The organism is Enterovibrio nigricans DSM 22720 (genome assembly GCF_900167155.1).
Taxonomy (GTDB): Bacteria; Pseudomonadota; Gammaproteobacteria; order Enterobacterales; family Vibrionaceae; genus Enterovibrio; species Enterovibrio nigricans.
Map to the genome: position 1 here is coordinate 1 of NZ_FUXU01000008.1, position 15965 is coordinate 15965.

Annotated in this window: 17 protein-coding genes and 2 pseudogenes; 4 read left to right on the forward strand and 15 right to left on the reverse strand. The window is 48.4% G+C overall.

The window, feature by feature from the left end; genetic code table 11:
• The 9 genes from B5D35_RS04785 to fkpA all read right to left on the reverse strand — a co-directional run.
• Nucleotides 1-744, reverse strand: a 744-nt coding sequence (locus B5D35_RS04785) for an elongation factor Tu (RefSeq protein ID WP_139367721.1), incomplete at its 3' end; no start/stop codon positions are given.
• Between the two features lie 100 nt (nucleotides 745-844).
• Nucleotides 845-2941 carry an elongation factor G gene (fusA, locus tag B5D35_RS04790; protein WP_078751457.1) on the reverse strand — a complete coding sequence of 699 codons (2097 nt, stop codon included), beginning with the start codon at nucleotides 2939-2941 and terminating at the stop codon, nucleotides 845-847.
• Nucleotides 2942-3013: 72 nt separating this feature from the next.
• Nucleotides 3014-3484: a 30S ribosomal protein S7 gene (rpsG, locus tag B5D35_RS04795; protein WP_078751458.1), complete on the reverse strand. Its 471-nt coding sequence runs from the start codon at nucleotides 3482-3484 to the stop codon at nucleotides 3014-3016.
• A gap of 98 nt (nucleotides 3485-3582) precedes the next feature.
• Nucleotides 3583-3957, reverse strand: a complete 375-nt coding sequence (rpsL, locus tag B5D35_RS04800; RefSeq protein ID WP_002535163.1) for a 30S ribosomal protein S12 — start codon at nucleotides 3955-3957, stop codon at nucleotides 3583-3585.
• Nucleotides 3958-4138: 181 nt separating this feature from the next.
• Nucleotides 4139-4429: a sulfurtransferase complex subunit TusB gene (tusB, locus tag B5D35_RS04805; RefSeq protein WP_078751459.1), complete on the reverse strand. Its 291-nt coding sequence runs from the start codon at nucleotides 4427-4429 to the stop codon at nucleotides 4139-4141.
• 9 nt (nucleotides 4430-4438) lie between these two features.
• Nucleotides 4439-4795 carry a sulfurtransferase complex subunit TusC gene (gene tusC / locus B5D35_RS04810; protein WP_078751460.1) on the reverse strand — a complete coding sequence of 119 codons (357 nt, stop codon included), beginning with the start codon at nucleotides 4793-4795 and terminating at the stop codon, nucleotides 4439-4441.
• Nucleotides 4796-4802: 7 nt separating this feature from the next.
• Nucleotides 4803-5195, reverse strand: coding sequence for a sulfurtransferase complex subunit TusD (tusD, locus tag B5D35_RS04815; protein ID WP_078751461.1), 393 nt, complete (start codon nucleotides 5193-5195; stop codon nucleotides 4803-4805).
• A complete protein-coding gene (locus B5D35_RS04820) occupies nucleotides 5192-5911 on the reverse strand; it encodes a helix-turn-helix transcriptional regulator (RefSeq protein WP_078751462.1) in 720 nt (239 codons plus the stop codon). The genes tusD and B5D35_RS04820 overlap by 4 nt, the downstream gene beginning before the upstream one ends.
• Nucleotides 5912-6079: 168 nt before the next feature.
• A complete protein-coding gene (gene fkpA / locus B5D35_RS04825; protein WP_078751463.1) occupies nucleotides 6080-6868 on the reverse strand; it encodes an FKBP-type peptidyl-prolyl cis-trans isomerase in 789 nt (262 codons plus the stop codon).
• Between the two features lie 121 nt (nucleotides 6869-6989).
• On the opposite strand from fkpA, the gene B5D35_RS04830 reads away from it, so the two are divergent.
• Both B5D35_RS04830 and B5D35_RS04835 read left to right on the forward strand, forming a co-directional pair.
• Nucleotides 6990-7967: a WD40 repeat domain-containing protein gene (locus B5D35_RS04830; protein WP_078751546.1), complete on the forward strand. Its 978-nt coding sequence runs from the start codon at nucleotides 6990-6992 to the stop codon at nucleotides 7965-7967.
• A 13-nt stretch (nucleotides 7968-7980) separates the two neighbouring features.
• Entirely contained in the window at nucleotides 7981-8205 is a 225-nt protein-coding gene (locus tag B5D35_RS04835; RefSeq protein WP_078751464.1) for a SlyX family protein, read from the forward strand.
• Between the two features lie 81 nt (nucleotides 8206-8286).
• Here B5D35_RS04835 and B5D35_RS04840 read toward each other — a convergent pair.
• The 5 genes and pseudogenes from B5D35_RS04840 to kefG all read right to left on the reverse strand — a co-directional run bounded on the left by B5D35_RS04840 (nucleotide 8287) and on the right by kefG (nucleotide 12603).
• A pseudogene (locus B5D35_RS04840) lies at nucleotides 8287-9251 on the reverse strand (isoaspartyl peptidase/L-asparaginase family protein).
• 79 nt (nucleotides 9252-9330) lie between these two features.
• A complete protein-coding gene (slyD, locus tag B5D35_RS04845) occupies nucleotides 9331-9906 on the reverse strand; it encodes a peptidylprolyl isomerase (protein ID WP_078751465.1) in 576 nt (191 codons plus the stop codon).
• A gap of 109 nt (nucleotides 9907-10015) precedes the next feature.
• Nucleotides 10016-10225 carry a YheV family putative zinc ribbon protein gene (locus B5D35_RS04850; RefSeq protein ID WP_078751466.1) on the reverse strand — a complete coding sequence of 70 codons (210 nt, stop codon included), beginning with the start codon at nucleotides 10223-10225 and terminating at the stop codon, nucleotides 10016-10018.
• A gap of 21 nt (nucleotides 10226-10246) precedes the next feature.
• Entirely contained in the window at nucleotides 10247-12040 is a 1794-nt protein-coding gene (gene kefB / locus B5D35_RS04855) for a glutathione-regulated potassium-efflux system protein KefB (RefSeq protein ID WP_078751467.1), read from the reverse strand.
• Nucleotides 12040-12603, reverse strand: a complete 564-nt coding sequence (gene kefG, locus B5D35_RS04860) for a glutathione-regulated potassium-efflux system ancillary protein KefG (RefSeq protein WP_078751468.1) — start codon at nucleotides 12601-12603, stop codon at nucleotides 12040-12042. Before kefG ends, kefB begins: the two co-directional genes overlap by 1 nt.
• 286 nt (nucleotides 12604-12889) lie before the next feature.
• On the opposite strand from kefG, the gene B5D35_RS04865 reads away from it, so the two are divergent.
• A complete protein-coding gene (locus tag B5D35_RS04865; protein ID WP_078751469.1) occupies nucleotides 12890-14812 on the forward strand; it encodes an ABC transporter ATP-binding protein in 1923 nt (640 codons plus the stop codon).
• Complete coding sequence (locus B5D35_RS04870; protein WP_078751470.1) at nucleotides 14755-15273, forward strand: TIGR02444 family protein; 519 nt, start codon at nucleotides 14755-14757, stop codon at nucleotides 15271-15273. The genes B5D35_RS04865 and B5D35_RS04870 overlap by 58 nt, the downstream gene beginning before the upstream one ends.
• Nucleotides 15274-15279: 6 nt before the next feature.
• On the opposite strand, the pseudogene B5D35_RS04875 reads toward B5D35_RS04870, so the two are convergent.
• A pseudogene (locus B5D35_RS04875) lies at nucleotides 15280-15882 on the reverse strand (LysE family translocator).
• Nucleotides 15883-15965: the final 83 nt, after the last annotated feature.

A 15965-nucleotide genomic window follows, 5' to 3' on the forward strand; every position in this document is an offset into this window, starting at 1 on the left:
GATACCAACGATTGCAACTTCGTCACCTACGCGAACGATACCTTGCTCAACACGACCAGTTACAACTGTACCACGGCCTTGGATTGAGAATACGTCTTCGATTGGCAGGATGAACGGACGGTCGATCGCACGCTCTGGCTCTGGGATGTAAGAATCCAGTGCTTCAGCCAGTTCGATTACTTTCGCTTCCCACTGCTCTTCGCCGTTCAGTGCACCCAGTGCAGAACCTTGAATTACTGGGCAATCATCACCTGGGAAATCGTACTCAGAAAGAAGTTCACGAACTTCCATCTCTACCAGTTCCAGAAGCTCTTCATCATCAACCATGTCACACTTGTTCATGAACACGATGATGTAAGGAATACCAACCTGGCGACCCAGCAGGATGTGCTCACGCGTTTGTGGCATTGGACCATCAGTTGCCGCAACAACCAGGATACCGCCGTCCATTTGCGCAGCACCGGTGATCATGTTTTTAACATAGTCAGCGTGTCCTGGGCAGTCTACGTGCGCGTAGTGGCGTGACGGAGTATCGTACTCTACGTGTGAAGTAGAGATGGTGATACCGCGCTCGCGCTCTTCTGGAGCGTTATCGATAGATGCGAAGTCACGTGCTGAACCGCCGTATACTTTAGACAGTACAGTACAGATAGCAGCAGTCAGAGTGGTTTTACCGTGGTCAACGTGGCCGATAGTACCAACGTTAACGTGCGGTTTCGTACGTTCAAATTTTTCTTTAGACACGATCGTGTTCCTTCCTAGTTATGAGTCACACCTACCGTCGTAAGTGCGATCAGAAGTTTTTATCAATGCTGGCGAACAATGCCAGCATCAAAGCTACTAATCAACAACGCTGTGCGATGATTGAATCAGCAACGTTCTTTGGAACATCAGCATATTCGCTGAATTCCATAGAGTAAGATGCGCGGCCCTGAGTCGCTGAACGCAAGTCAGTTGCGTAACCAAACATCTCAGCCAGCGGTACCTGTGCGCGAATGATTCTCAAACCAGCAGGACCTTCATCCATACCAGAAATCAAACCACGGCGGCGATTCAAGTCACCCACTACATCACCCATCCAATCTTCTGGAGTGGTGATTTCCACTTTCATCATTGGCTCAAGAATAACAGGTTGCGCTTCAAGCGCTCCTTTCTTAAAGGCCATAGATGCAGCGATTTTAAACGCCATTTCGTTGGAGTCAACATCATGATAAGAGCCATCGAATAACGTGGCTTTTACGTCAAGCACTGGGTAACCGGCAAGAACACCGCTACTCATTTGCTCTTCAATGCCCTTAGCTACTGAACTGATGTATTCTTTTGGTACTGAACCACCAACAATTTCATCGACAAAGACAAAGCCTTCGCCAAGTTCAGACGGCTCCAGTTTGATCCAAACATGACCATACTGACCGCGACCACCCGACTGCTTGACGAATTTGCCTTCGACTTCAGACTTACCACGGATGGTTTCACGGTACGCCACCTGAGGCTTACCTACGTTACATTCCACGCTAAACTCACGGCGCATGCGGTCGACAATGATGTCGAGGTGCAATTCGCCCATGCCTGAGATCAGGGTCTGTCCTGATTCAATGTCTGTTTCAACGCGAAACGATGGATCTTCTGCCGCCAGCTTACCTAGCGCGATACCCATTTTTTCTTGATCGGCTTGTGAGCGAGGCTCTACGGCGATCTGAATAACCGGCTCAGGGAATTCCATGCGCTCAAGAATCACTTTAGATTCTAGTGCACAAAGCGTATCGCCCGTCGTCACGTCTTTCAGACCAATTGCCGCAGCAATGTCACCCGCGCGAATTTCTTTAATTTCTTCACGCTTGTTTGAGTGCATTTGAACAATGCGGCCAAAACGCTCACGTTTTTCTTTTACTGAGTTGTAAACAGTGTCGCCAGTGTTAACCACGCCTGAGTAAACACGCAGGAAAGTCAACGTGCCCACGAATGGGTCAGTGGCGATTTTGAATGCTAGTGCTGCAAATGGTTCGTTATCGTCAGCATGACGGTCGATCGCATTGCCTGCTTCATCTTCACCACTGATCGCTTTCACGTCTATTGGCGAAGGAAGGAATTCAACAACTGCATCTAGCACCGCCTGAACACCTTTGTTCTTAAATGCAGAACCACAAGTTGCCAGTACAATTTCGTTGTTTATTGTGCGTTCACGCAAAGCTTGTCTGATTTCGGCTTCTGTCAATTCCCCGTCTTCGAGGTATTTGTCCATCAGCTCTTCATTTGCTTCAGCGGCGGCTTCAACCAAGTTCTGGTGCCACTCTTCTGCTAGCTCTTGCATGTCTGCTGGGATGTCTTCATAGCTGAAAGTCATCCCTTGATCAGCTTCGTTCCAGTTAATCGCCTTCATTTTTATAAGGTCGATAACACCACGAAACTCATCTTCTGAACCAATATTCAGATGAATTGGAACAGGATTAGCACCTAGTCGATCTTTAATCTGATTAACTACGCGCAAAAAATCTGCGCCTGTACGGTCCATTTTATTAACGAAAACCATACGAGGGACTTGATATTTATCGGCTTGACGCCAAACAGTCTCAGACTGAGGTTCAACACCAGATGAGCCACAGAATACAACGACTGCACCATCTAATACACGCAATGAACGCTCAACTTCAATGGTGAAGTCTACGTGTCCAGGGGTATCGATGATATTGATGCGATGCTCAGCAAATTGTGCATCCATACCACGCCAGAAGGTTGTAGTCGCAGCGGAGGTGATAGTAATACCACGCTCTTGCTCCTGCTCCATCCAGTCCATGGTTGCCGCACCATCGTGCACTTCACCAATTTTGTGAGAAAGACCGGTATAAAACAGGATACGCTCTGTTGTTGTAGTTTTACCTGCGTCTACGTGAGCACAAATACCGATGTTGCGGTAGCGCTCAATAGGGGTCTTACGAGCCACAGTAGTATCCTCTTACTAAGGTCAACCTTAGAATGTGGTTTGGGCGCGGCAAATGCCGCGCCTAAAAAGGTATTACCAGCGGTAATGAGCAAACGCTTTGTTAGCGTCAGCCATGCGGTGAACGTCTTCACGTTTCTTAACCGCAGTACCTTTGTTCTCAGATGCATCTAGCATTTCGTTAGCTAGACGTTGAGCCATAGATTTTTCACCACGCTTACGCGCAGCTTCAACCAACCAACGCATAGCAAGTGCGTTACGGCGAACCGGACGAACTTCTACTGGTACTTGGTAAGTTGAACCACCTACACGGCGAGATTTAACCTCTACCGCTGGGCGAACGTTATCAAGAGCTTGTTCAAACAGAGCTAGGTGATCTTTACCAGAACGCTCAGCCATGATGTCCAGTGCACCATAAACGATTTTTTCAGCAGTCGACTTTTTACCGTCAACCATTACGATGTTTACAAATTTTGCCAGCAGCTCTGATCCGAACTTAGGATCCGGCAGGATTTTACGCTGACCAATTACGCGACGACGTGGCATGGAAATTCTCCGTTGTCTTCTTCAGGTTTTATCCAAAACTTTTCAGTTTTTTCAAAATTACAAATTAATTAGTGTTTGGCCTTACTTAACGGATTCCATTAAGACTTAGGACGCTTCACACCGTACTTAGAACGACCTTGTTTACGGTCGTTAACGCCTGCACAGTCAAGCGCACCACGGACGGTGTGGTAACGCACACCTGGAAGGTCTTTTACACGACCGCCGCGGATTAGAACAACGCTGTGCTCTTGAAGGTTGTGACCTTCACCACCGATGTATGAAGTAACTTCAAAACCGTTGGTCAGGCGAACACGACATACTTTACGTAGTGCCGAGTTAGGTTTTTTAGGCGTAGTGGTGTAAACACGAGTACAAACACCACGTTTTTGCGGACACGCTTCCAGCGCAGGCACGTTGCTTTTTGCAACTTGCTTGATGCGTGGTTTGCGTACCAGCTGGTTAATAGTTGCCATTAAATAGCTCCTGATATTACTTACGTATATAAGTGTGAAAAATCTATGCCCCACAGAAGTAGGGACGCGAAATTTTAGATGTCGTCTTTTAGGGTGTCAAGATTTATACAACGATCTTTACCTAGATCACATTATAAACACTGTAATCCTACGTTTTCACGCTAGCTTATTGATACCAAAATCACCATTTCATTTGCGTGACATGTCGTTCCGTAAGCTCTACAAAGTCTTTCATTTCAATTACTTCACAAGGATGTTCGATTTTCTCTAACAATCCCCGTGCAATCACATCATCTTTTAGCACATAAATGCGATGTCCTGATGCAGCCAATTTTTGTTGCCACTCTCCCCCGCTTATCGCTGCCACGACCGCATCTTCAATCAGTAAGATCTCGCAATGACGCTCTGCATAACGCAGACAAAGGCTCAACGATGACGTGGAAAAGGGAGAGGAATTGACGGTATGAAGCATTATGTTCCCTTAAAAATTAAGCACTTTGATGCATTGACCTAGATACACGGTAATGTCTTCTGTCGACACCTTCTTGGCATCAATAATTAGGGGAACATCGCCGAGACCACGCTCAGTCAAGGAATCTTTACAGACGTAGATTTCTTCAACATCGCAAAGCGACAACATTTTAAAGGTTGAAATGTAATCACGGCATAACACCACTCCAGGTGACTGGCCCGCTAACAATTGCAAGACACCATCGCCGACAAAAAACAGCACCAAATCTTCACTGTAGTTTGATGTCGCCAACACCGCATCCAAACCTTCACGCCCACTGGCCGAGCCATGAGGGGCAGAAGAAAAAACAAATCCCAGTTTTTTCATGGTTCACCTAAAACTGAACAACACGGTCAGCGGTAAGAAGAGATTCGGAAAGTGAGCCCAAGCCTGCTTGGGTAAAACCATCGGCCATGTTGTTTGACGCCAACGCATGCTGCTTGGCTTCTTCTTCACTCACTTGACCACGACGAAGTGCTGCCGCTACACAAGTCTCAAGCTCCGCGCCACTTTCTTTGGCTAACGTCTGCCAGGCGGACACCAAATCGAACTCATCATTGGCAGGTACTGTCAGTGATGAGGCATTTGACACGCCATCTTGATAGAAAAACACACGCGTTAACGTGTGTCCTTTTTCTATCAGCGCCTTGGCAAACCGATATGCGGTCAATGATGACTGGCGACCATATACAGGGCTGTTCACCACCAACACATAACTCAGGCTCATTTTTCGCCATCCTCACCTTTACGCTGGCGGATGTAGAGGTAAACAGTGTGCTTGGAAATGTTGAGGCGATCTGCCACGCGGTTGATGGCATCTTTGATGTCGAAGATACCTTTATCGAACAGCTCCATCACGATTTGACGATTTTTGGTGTTATTCGATACCGACTTATCGGCATTAATTTCTTCGATAGTGCGCTCAACAGTTTGGTCCACAAGCTCATCGACATCACTTGCGAAATTAACAGAAGACGCCGCTTGGCGTGCTTCATCCGTTGGCATAAAGGCCTGTAGTACCTGAGAAAATGGCGCATCAAGATTGATATTGATACATAGCAGGCCAACGATACGTGTATCGCTATTGCGAATTGCCACCGTGATCGACTTCATCAAGGTGTTGCCTTTTGCTCGTGTAAAATATGCACGAGAGAAGTTACGCTCAGACCCTTCAATGTCTCTTAGCATGCGCAATGCCAGATCAGTGATGGGGGAACCTACTTGGCGTCCGGTGTTTTCTCCGTTGGCAATTTTAATCGCCGAACGATTCAGATCTTCCAAAGAGTGCAAGACAATTTCACAGTGCTGGCCAATCAGCGCTGCCAAACCATCTACTACCGCCTCATAGGATTTAAGGATTATGCGGTCTTGTTCAGTGAACGGATTATTCTCGATTAAGTCATCAATGATCACATCCGCACCAAAGCTGTCTGTCGATACCACAGGCTTACTCTTCCTTTACATGGCTTTTTATCTTCAGCAGACGATAAACGAATGCTGCAAATTTTAAAATCTGGCGATAAGTTTAACAGAGTTGGTTCAAGAAAACGCAAAAACCCCGACCAAGGTCGGGGCTTTTTATTCATCAGACTTATCTATGAAAACGTCAGATCAACCGTTGTTCGCATCCGCTTTCGCTGGTTTACCTTTGATTTCAAGCAACTCAACATCAAACACTAACGTCGAATTTGCAGGGATCGCAGGTGTGTCTTGAGAACCGTACGCGAGCTCTGGTGGAATGACAAATTTGAACTTAGAGCCCACTGGCATCAGCTGAACACCTTCCGTCCAACCAGGGATTACGCGGTTCAGAGGGAACGTTGCTGGCTGGTTGCGATCATAAGAACTGTCGAACTGCGTTCCATCTGTTAGGGTGCCTTTGTAATGTACAACCACGGTATCTTCTGCCGATGGTTTTGCACCGTCACCCATTTTCTCTACTTGATACATCAAGCCAGAATCAGTGGTTTTCACACCTTCAGTTTTTGCAAACTGTGTGCGGAAATCTTCACCTGTTTTTACAGCCGCTGCCGCTTTTTCTTGTGCTTGGGCTTGCGCCATTCCTGCCACACGTTGATCCAGAGCTTGCAGGGCAACTTGCGCTTCTTCATCCGTCATTTTGGATTTGTCTGCAAACGCATCTTGTACGCCTTGAAGCACGAGATCAGCATCCAGCGCAAGACCGATTTGCTCTTGCTGTTCAAGGTTCGCTTTCAGGTATTGTGCCAGCGATGCACCGATCGCATACGCAGCTTTATCGTCTTCAGATGCAAAAGTCACCGTCTGCTCAACGGCTACAGGAGCTTCAACTTTTACGGTTTCTTCTTTCGCTTCTTCCTGACAACCCACAGCCAATGCAACTGTCGCTGCCAGCAGTGACACTTTAAAAACAGATTTCATTCGTTACTCCGTTGGTATAAAACCACATTTCTCTAATTCGCTTACGCGATAACGATGCGAAAGCCCGAAACGATCAATATACTCGACGTTATAGGGGCCCAAGATAAGGAACTCAAGCATGATGCGACAATTCGTCAGCACAATTTGCTTAATTCTGACACTGTTAGCACTTTCTGGATGCTTTCACTCGACGCACGAGGCACAACGTTGGACGTTAGAGCCGACTGGTGTCACCAGTTTTAGTCTGAGCCGAGATGGCCGTTTTGCCCTGATGTCGTCTACAGCACAAGGTATCGTGCTCTGGGACCTTATGCAAAACAAACAGTTGGCAGATTTTGGTTATCAGGACCCAGATAAGAATACTGTGATCGCCAGTCAGATTTCTGACAATAACCGTTACGCCATTTCAGCTACTTCGCAAAATTTTGCAGTCTGGGATCTCGCTTGGGGACAGGCAGAGGGTCTCTGGTCTATCTCCGATGGCATCATCCGAGACGTGGATATCAGCAACAATGGTCAAAAAGTGTTGCTCGCATTATCAAACGGTAAAGCACTCTTTGTGGACTTAGGCACGGGTAGACGACTAGAGTTCCTTGCCCATCGAGAAAAAGTGAATAGCGTGTCTTTATCACCCAATGGCAAGTATGCGATGTCAGGGGGGAACGACCACAATGCCTTTTTATGGAGCACAGAAACCGGCCAGGTTATCAATGAGTTTCCTCATGACCACCGTATCACGCGTGTAGAACTACACCGCTCTGGAAAATTTGCTTTTTCTGCTGACGGTGACGACTCGGCCATCATTTGGGATTTGTCTACGGGAGAGTCAAAAAGTGAATTACAAATGTTCCATCGCCATTCTAATTTTTCCACTGCACGCTTTTCTGACGACGGTTCAACGCTTGTGACAGGCACTCCGGGGCGACGGGTAGAATTTTGGGATACGACGACGGGAGACAACATTGGACGATGGCTTGCCGAGGAACAACAAAATACCCGACCACCAAGTGCAGTAGTGTATGATGTCGCCATTGATCCGACTGGACGAGTTATTTCCGGCACTTCTGCTGGTATCGCTCAGGCGTGGATAGCAGAGTAATTGAGAAAACATCATGACCGAGACAGAACTGCGTCTGCAGAAACAAATTGACGATCTGGAGATCAAACAAGCTTTTCAGGAACACACGATTGAAGAGCTGAACGATGCGATCACCCAACAGCAGAAAACCATCGATAGAATGACCACGCAGATTTCCTTTCTGGTCAGCAAAATGAAGGCGATGGAGCCCGCTAACATTGCTAGCATGAACGAAGAAACACCGCCTCCGCACTACTGATAGCGTGAGTGCTCGTTCCTGCACGTTCATTGCGAACAAAAAAAGGTCAGCTAAGTGCTGACCTTTTCGTTTTTATACACATTATTCGCCAATCGGTGTTAATGGTTCATCGGCGAATATAGCCACCAAAGCATTTCCATTTTCATCAACGGTTGCGCGGTACATGCCCGCACAGTTCAGAGCAAAGTTCACTATGCCTTTCGCATCGATTGCAACCACGCCGCCCTGTCCACCCAACCCCTGAAAATCCCCGTGCATCACGTCATCACAAGCTTGTCGAAGAGGCGCATTTGCATAGCGCATTCGCGCAGCAATATCACCAGCCACTGTGCAACGCATCAGTATTTCGCCCATGCCCGTTGCGGAAACAGCCACATTTCCATTTCTGGCGTAGGTACCACCCCCAATGATGGGCGTATCGCCAATCCGTCCCCAGCGTTTATTCGTCATGCCACCCGTACTGGTTGCCGCCGCGAGATTACCGTGACTGTCGAGCGCAACCGCCCCCACTGTGCCGAATTTTTTGTCATCCGGATAACGCGCTTCAGAAAGCGCGACAGCACCCGTTTTTTTCATTGTCTGAAGTTCGTTATAGCGACGGTCGGTAAAAAATAGTCTTGCTCGATATACTCATACCCACATTCTTTAAACGCAAAATGCTCTGCCCCCTCTCCCGCCAGCATGGCATGTGGGCTTTTTTGCATCACATCTTTTGCCAGTTGAATGGGATTTTTTATGTGACCAATCAGGGTAACTGAGCCCACATCGAGTGATTGACCATCCATGACACTGGCATCCATCTCGACGGTTTCGTTGTAGGTCAGAACGGAACCCTTGCCAGCATTAAACAGTTCACTGTCTTCCATTACCACCACTGCTGCCACTGTTGCATCAACAGCCGAACCACCGTTCGCGAGTACAGTGTGCCCAGCAAGCACTGACTGAGCGAGCACTTGTCGGTAAGCGATTTCAAGTTCTGTGGTCATCCGTTCGCGCTCTATGGTGCCAGCACCGCCGTGGATTGCGATAGAGAAGGGAGAATGCATGAAAAATCCTTATAAAAAACGCTGCCCGATTTCTCGAACAGCGCTTTCAACAATCAGAGTATTACAACTCTAATAGCGATTAGTGTGAACCACAACCGCCGCCACCGCAGCACTCGTGATCATCACCTTTATCTTCACCACCACAACAACCACCTTCGTGGTCATGATCGTGGCCGCCACAGCAACCACCAGCTTGGTGGATATGGCCGTGCTCGATTTCTTCTTCCGTTGCTGCACGAAGTTCTACAACTTCTACGTTGAACGTCAGTGTTTGGCCAGCCAGCATGTGGTTACCATCAACAACAACTTCGTCGCCATCAACTTCAGTTACTTCTACTGGGATTGGACCTTGGTCAGTGTCAGCGAGGAAGCGCATGCCAACCATGATCTCGTCAACGCCTTGGAATACGTCAGCAGGTACACGCTGAACCATTTCATCCATGTAATCACCGTACGCGTCTTCCGGCGCAACAGTCACTTCAAACGCGTCGCCAGCCTCACGGCCTTCCAATGCATTTTCCAGACCTACGATCAGGTTGTTATGACCTTGCAGGTATTGCAAAGGCATCTCTTTGGTTGATTCATCAACCACAATGCCATCTTCGTTTTTCACTTGGTAAGCAATGCTTACTACCACGTCTTTAGTGATTTTCATCTTTACTCCGGAAGCGGTTATTTAAGTCTCGGTGTCGCCGAAATGTGTTCGCATTATCGTCACCGGCTTATTCGGCGCCGATAATACCGAAAACTTGCGCCTGCGACTATCACTGCGGTTTAAATATCCCGATCACTTGTGCGTCTTGCTGAGAGGATTCCGACGTAGAGGTATCTGCAGCAACAGGAGAGCGGCGATCGGTATGACCACAGCTAACACACTCCACCACTTCCACATGATGCTCCTGCCACCAACGTAACGTATCTGTCGAATGACAGGCTGGACAGGTTGCACCTGCGATAAATCGTTTTTTACTCATGACGTTCCCTGTACTGCATTATTATCTGTTCCAACTCTGGTGCCGCTCGCTGTCCCCCTTCATTTCAAGGTCGAACAACTCTTCTAACTCCAGCCGAGCTTCTTTTGTTCTTGAAGCCGCCAATACATCTTCACTGTGATGTGGCTGTAACTCATGCAAGCGCATTTCATCTAATTTACGGAAAAAAGCTTCAGCGCGCTTGGCTTTGTAGGGATGCATGCCTAATGCGATCAATGCCTGCTTACCTAAGTCCAACGCGCTGAGAAAGGTTTCTCTCGAAAACCCCTGAACGTTATGACCAAGCAACTCATTCGCTTCAACTCTGCTGCGCGCCCTCGCCAAAATCTTGAGATTTGGGAAGTGATGCTGACAAAGTGCCACAATGTCCATCACTTCTTCAGGGGAGTCTGCACATACCACAATGGCTTCGGCTGTGGCTGCACCAGCGGCTCTCAACAATTCCAATTGCGTGGCATCACCATAATAAACCTTGTACCCAAACTTTCTAAGAAATGCGATTTGAGATGGGTCGCGTTCAAGAATGGTGACTTTGATTTTATTAGCAAATAACAAACGGCCAACGACCTGTCCAAATCGACCAAAACCGGTGATGATCACCCGTCCGCCATCATCTTCAAATTGTTCGTTTTGCGGCTCTTTCACATCAGCATTGATAGTACGGGCGAACCAGCGAGACTGTAACATGAGCAGGATTGGCGTCGTCATCATCGACAGACTAACAACCACCAGCAAAAACGCATTGAGTTGAGGTTCAAGTAACCCCTCACCCCTTGCTGCAGTAAACAGCACAAACGCGAACTCCCCCCCTTGGCTTAGCAATATTGCCACTTGGCTTCGCGAGCGTTCGCCACCGCCAAACACGCGGACTAGGCCATAGATAATGGCAGCCTTCACCCCGATTAAGGCTGCTACCGCAGAAATAATTTCTAATGGGTGTTCCACCAACAAGCCAAGATCAACCGCCATGCCCACGGCAATAAAGAACAATCCCAACAACAGGCCTTTAAATGGTTCAATTGCGATTTCCAACTCATGACGAAACTCACTTTCCGCCAACAGAACACCCGCAAGGAACGTACCTAACGCCATTGAAAGTCCAAGCGCCTGCATACCCAGCGCAATACCAATGACTAACAGCAGTGCTGCCACTGTGAACATTTCCTTGACGCGGCTAAGGACTATCCACCGAAGTAACGGGCGCAACAGATAATGCCCCCCGACAAGCAAGACAACGATTGCCCCCAGCATGATGCCGGCATCAGTCCAGCTACCGCCAGCACCTCCGGCCAACGCGGGTAAAATGGCTAGCATTGGGATCACTGCAATATCTTGAAACAGCAACACCGCAAACGCAGATTGCCCCGCCTCGCTTCGCATCATCCGCTGCTCCTCGATGATACGCATGGCAATCGCTGTGGACGACAGTGCCAGCCCCATACCAACCACAATGGCATCTACGCGTCCGACGTCAAACACCGACATGGCAACTGCAATGACGACCCCACTGATCAACACCTGGCTTCCGCCTAACCCCAAGATGGGCTTTCGCATCTGAATAAGTTTTTTGGGGTTCAACTCTAGGCCAATCAAAAACAGCAAAAGTACCACGCCCAATTCGGCGAAATGCAAAATAGCCTCAACGTCACTGATAAGGCCCAAACCCCAAGGACCAATGACAACCCCTGCTATGAGATACCCCAGTACAGAGCCTATTCCTAACCGCTGTGCCAGAGGAACAGCAACAACCGCAGCGGCAAGAAAAATCAGGGCATCCAACAGGTAGTTATGTTCCATTACACTACCTCCGGAACAGGGTTACAGAGCCAATCTGAATACAATTCGGCATGCGCATTTCTGTCCTCATTAGTCACTCGGCGGGCCCAGTGGAGGATTAACGGTTCAACCCAACGCATCTGGCAAAGCAGTGCTGTCAGTTCAAACGGTTGAAGTAACTCCTCCATGCTGTATTTGTTGTAGCCCGTTTGACTAAATGCCTCAGCGGCACCGCCTGTGGTAATCACAAAACGGCAGGTTTTTCCGGCTAACGCATTGCCACCACCATGCGCAAAGCCTTTGCCTAGCACCACATCAATCCATTCTTTCAGCAAAGAGGGACACGAATACATTTGAAGAGGGTGTTGAAAGACGATGACATCATGCTCTAGCAACAGTTCGCGCTCATAATGCACATCTATAATGAAGTCTGGGTAGGCGGCATACAAATCATGCACAGTGACGTGCTGCAATTGTTGCGCGGCGTTAATCATGGACTTATTGGCCACTGATTCATGCGGATCAGGATGCGCAAACAAAACCAATACTTTTGATCGAAAAAGCGACGTTTTCGTGTTTTCCATTTCGCAGCAAATTCCTTTATTACTGAGAGAGGTCTCGCTCACGTTTGAAACCCGATAACACAGTATTTTTTATAGCCTTTTTATCATGACACAAAACAGCCTGTTTTGAGGGGTTAGGTGTCACTTTTCCACCATACGGTAAACAGGTGTAGATTTCACGGCCTGTGCATCTTCAACTTTAAGAACACGTCAACAATCATCACACGCCTTATGTAAACCGCTCGCCTGTGGTATAAATGCGCCTGAATTTTCTACACCTTTGCACGCGGCAAGGCCGCCAGTAGTCATGATTACAATTTCTGATATTCAGCTTCTTCGCGGCGGCAAACCGCTTCTAGACCAAGCATCCGCAACCATACACCCGGGCGATAAAGTTGGCCTGGTCGGGAAAAATGGCTGTGGTAAGTCCACCCTTTTTGCCCTTTTAAAAGACGAATTGTCACTGGATGCAGGTAACTACAACGTCCCTGGCGGCTGGCAATTAGCATGGGTTGCTCAGGAAACTCCAGCTCTTGAGCGTGCTGCCATCGAGTATGTGATTGATGGTGACCGCGAATACCGTGAACTGGAAACGGCACTGCGCGCTGCTGAAGCTGCAGATGATGGTCACCAAGTTGCGCTGCTGCACGACAAAATCGATGCGGTTGGCGGATACAGTATACGCGCACGCGCCGCTGAGCTGTTGGACGGTCTGGGCTTCAGCCAAGAACAAATGAACTGGAACCTCACCCAATTCTCCGGTGGTTGGCGTATGCGTCTTAACCTTGCACAAGCTCTGCTTTGCCGTTCAGACTTATTGCTGCTCGATGAACCAACCAACCACTTAGATTTGGATGCAGTGATGTGGCTGGAGAAATGGCTGCAAAACTACCGTGGCACCATGGTGTTGATTTCTCACGATCGCGATTTCTTAGATCCTGTGGTTAACCGCATCATTCACATCGAAAACCAGTTGCTGAATGAATACACGGGAAACTACTCTGGCTTTGAGACCATGCGTGCAGAAAAACTGGTTTTGCAACAAGCTCAGTTTCAGAAGCAGCAAAAGCAAATGTCGCACATACAGTCGTACATCGACCGTTTCCGTTACAAAGCCAGTAAGGCTCGTCAAGCGCAGAGCCGTATCAAAGCACTGGAGAAAATGGAAAAGGTTCTGCCTGCACAGTTCGATAACCCATTTAGCTTCGAGTTCCGCGAACCCGCCGCGCTGCCAAACCCTATCCTGATGATGGAAAACGTTGCTGCGGGTTATGGTGACAACCTTATTCTAGAGAAGATCCACCTGAACCTTGTACCAGGCAGTCGTATCGGTCTTTTGGGTCGCAACGGCGCAGGTAAATCTACGCTCATCAAATTACTCTCTGGCAGCCTTTCAGCTCAAGCTGGCGAACTTCGCTACTCGCAAGGCGTGAAAATTGGCTACTTCGCTCAGCACCAATTAGAAACGCTGCGCACTGATGAGACCGCACTCCAGCACCTGATGCGTCTGGCACCAGAGGCCACAGAGCAACAGCTTCGCGATTACCTAGGCAGCTTTGGTTTCCACGGTGAAAAAGCCCTCGATGTGATTGCACCTTTCTCTGGTGGCGAAAAAGCCCGCTTGGTACTGGCGCTGATCGTGTGGCAAAAACCAAACCTTTTACTGCTCGATGAACCAACGAACCACTTGGATCTCGACATGCGCTCAGCCCTGACGATGGCTCTGCAATCGTTTGAAGGTGCCATGGTAATTGTCAGTCACGACCGCTTCTTACTCCGTGCGACCACCGATGATCTTTACCTCGTTCATGATCGCAAAGTGGCTCAGTTCAATGGTGACCTGCATGATTACCATCAATGGCTGACCGAACAGCAACGATCTGAACGTCGACAAGAACAAGCGGAAAGCGCAAAACCTGCTGGTGCAAACACACAAGCTGCACGTAAAGAGCAAAAGCGTTTGGACGCAGAGTTTCGTCGCCAAACGGCACCTATCAGGAAGAAAATTGACAGTTTGGACACAAAGTTAGAGAAATTTTCTGCCACAATTGCCGACGTAGAATCAGCGTTGGCGGAACCTTCTATTTATGAAGCGTCAAATAAAGACAAGCTGACAGAATTGCTTCGTCGACAGGCCGAAGCGAAATCATCGCTCGAAGAGGTCGAATTGGAATGGATGGATCTGCAGGAACAACTGGAAGTCATGGAAGCCGAGTTCCAAAGCCGATAAAAAACAATGCCACAGCCGATGGGTTGTGGCAGTTCTGCCTGCACCACTATGGTCAGCAGGAAGTGAAACATGCCTGCCTAAAACTTCAAGACCAGTTCAAAGGGAACGTCAATCTCGCATTACTGCTCGCATGGATTGAAGATGCGGGCTACACCGTTTCTACGCCATCCCAGTCAGCACTTCGTAAAGCCATGGTGCAATCTGAAACCTTGTTGAGCCGTTACCGACTTATGCGCCGAGAGCTCAAGCCACAGCTCTCTCGTGGTGCGTATCAAAAAATGCTCAATTACGAACTGACGCTGGAAAAGTTCCAGCAGCAAGAGCTGCTCACTTGTTTGAATCAACTTGAGTGGGAAGAACACGGCCCATCCGCACTAGAGAGTTATTGCGCACACCTTGATAGCGGAGCTCGATACCTATATCCGTCGCTGATGAAAGGGTTGAACCGCTTGCACCCGTAACAGCATTTAAAACCAAATGAAAACCAAACATCCGGCCGTCAATACGCCCATTGTTCGGTTAAATACAAGCCAGCTTTTTTCCGTCGAGATCACTTTACCTACCCAAACACCAAACGCAGCCCACAGTGACGTGAGCGGCAGGCCCACCGCCATAAAAGTGAGAACAATCACGGCAGCCGACCACCAATAATCACCACCGCTGAGCGTAAATGTACCAACCGCACTCACTGCCATCGCCCACGCTTTTGGGTTCACGAATTGAAACAACGCTCCTTCAACAAACGTCATGGGCCTTCTTTTGGTGCTGTCTGATGTTGATGGCGCCCCCGAGCCCGCAATACGTCACGCCAGATATAACAGATAGGCACTAGCGATATATTTGAGTCCTTCCTGAACCCATGGGTACATTTTAAATACTGCCCCCAACCCCGCCGCAACTAACGCAATCAGTAAGGCAACCCCCACCGATATCCCTAACAGATGCGGAATAGTACGTTTGTAGCCAAAATTAGCCCCTGACGCTGTCAGCATCATGTTGTTTGGCCCAGGCGTGCCCGTCATCGTCGCCGCGAATATCGCCAATGCTGCGATAAAAGATATTTCCATCATCTTCTGTCTCCCTGCTCACATTGTATCGATACAATTATGAGTAATTGTTGATTAATTCGCCCGTGGCGGTTAAAAATTACGCT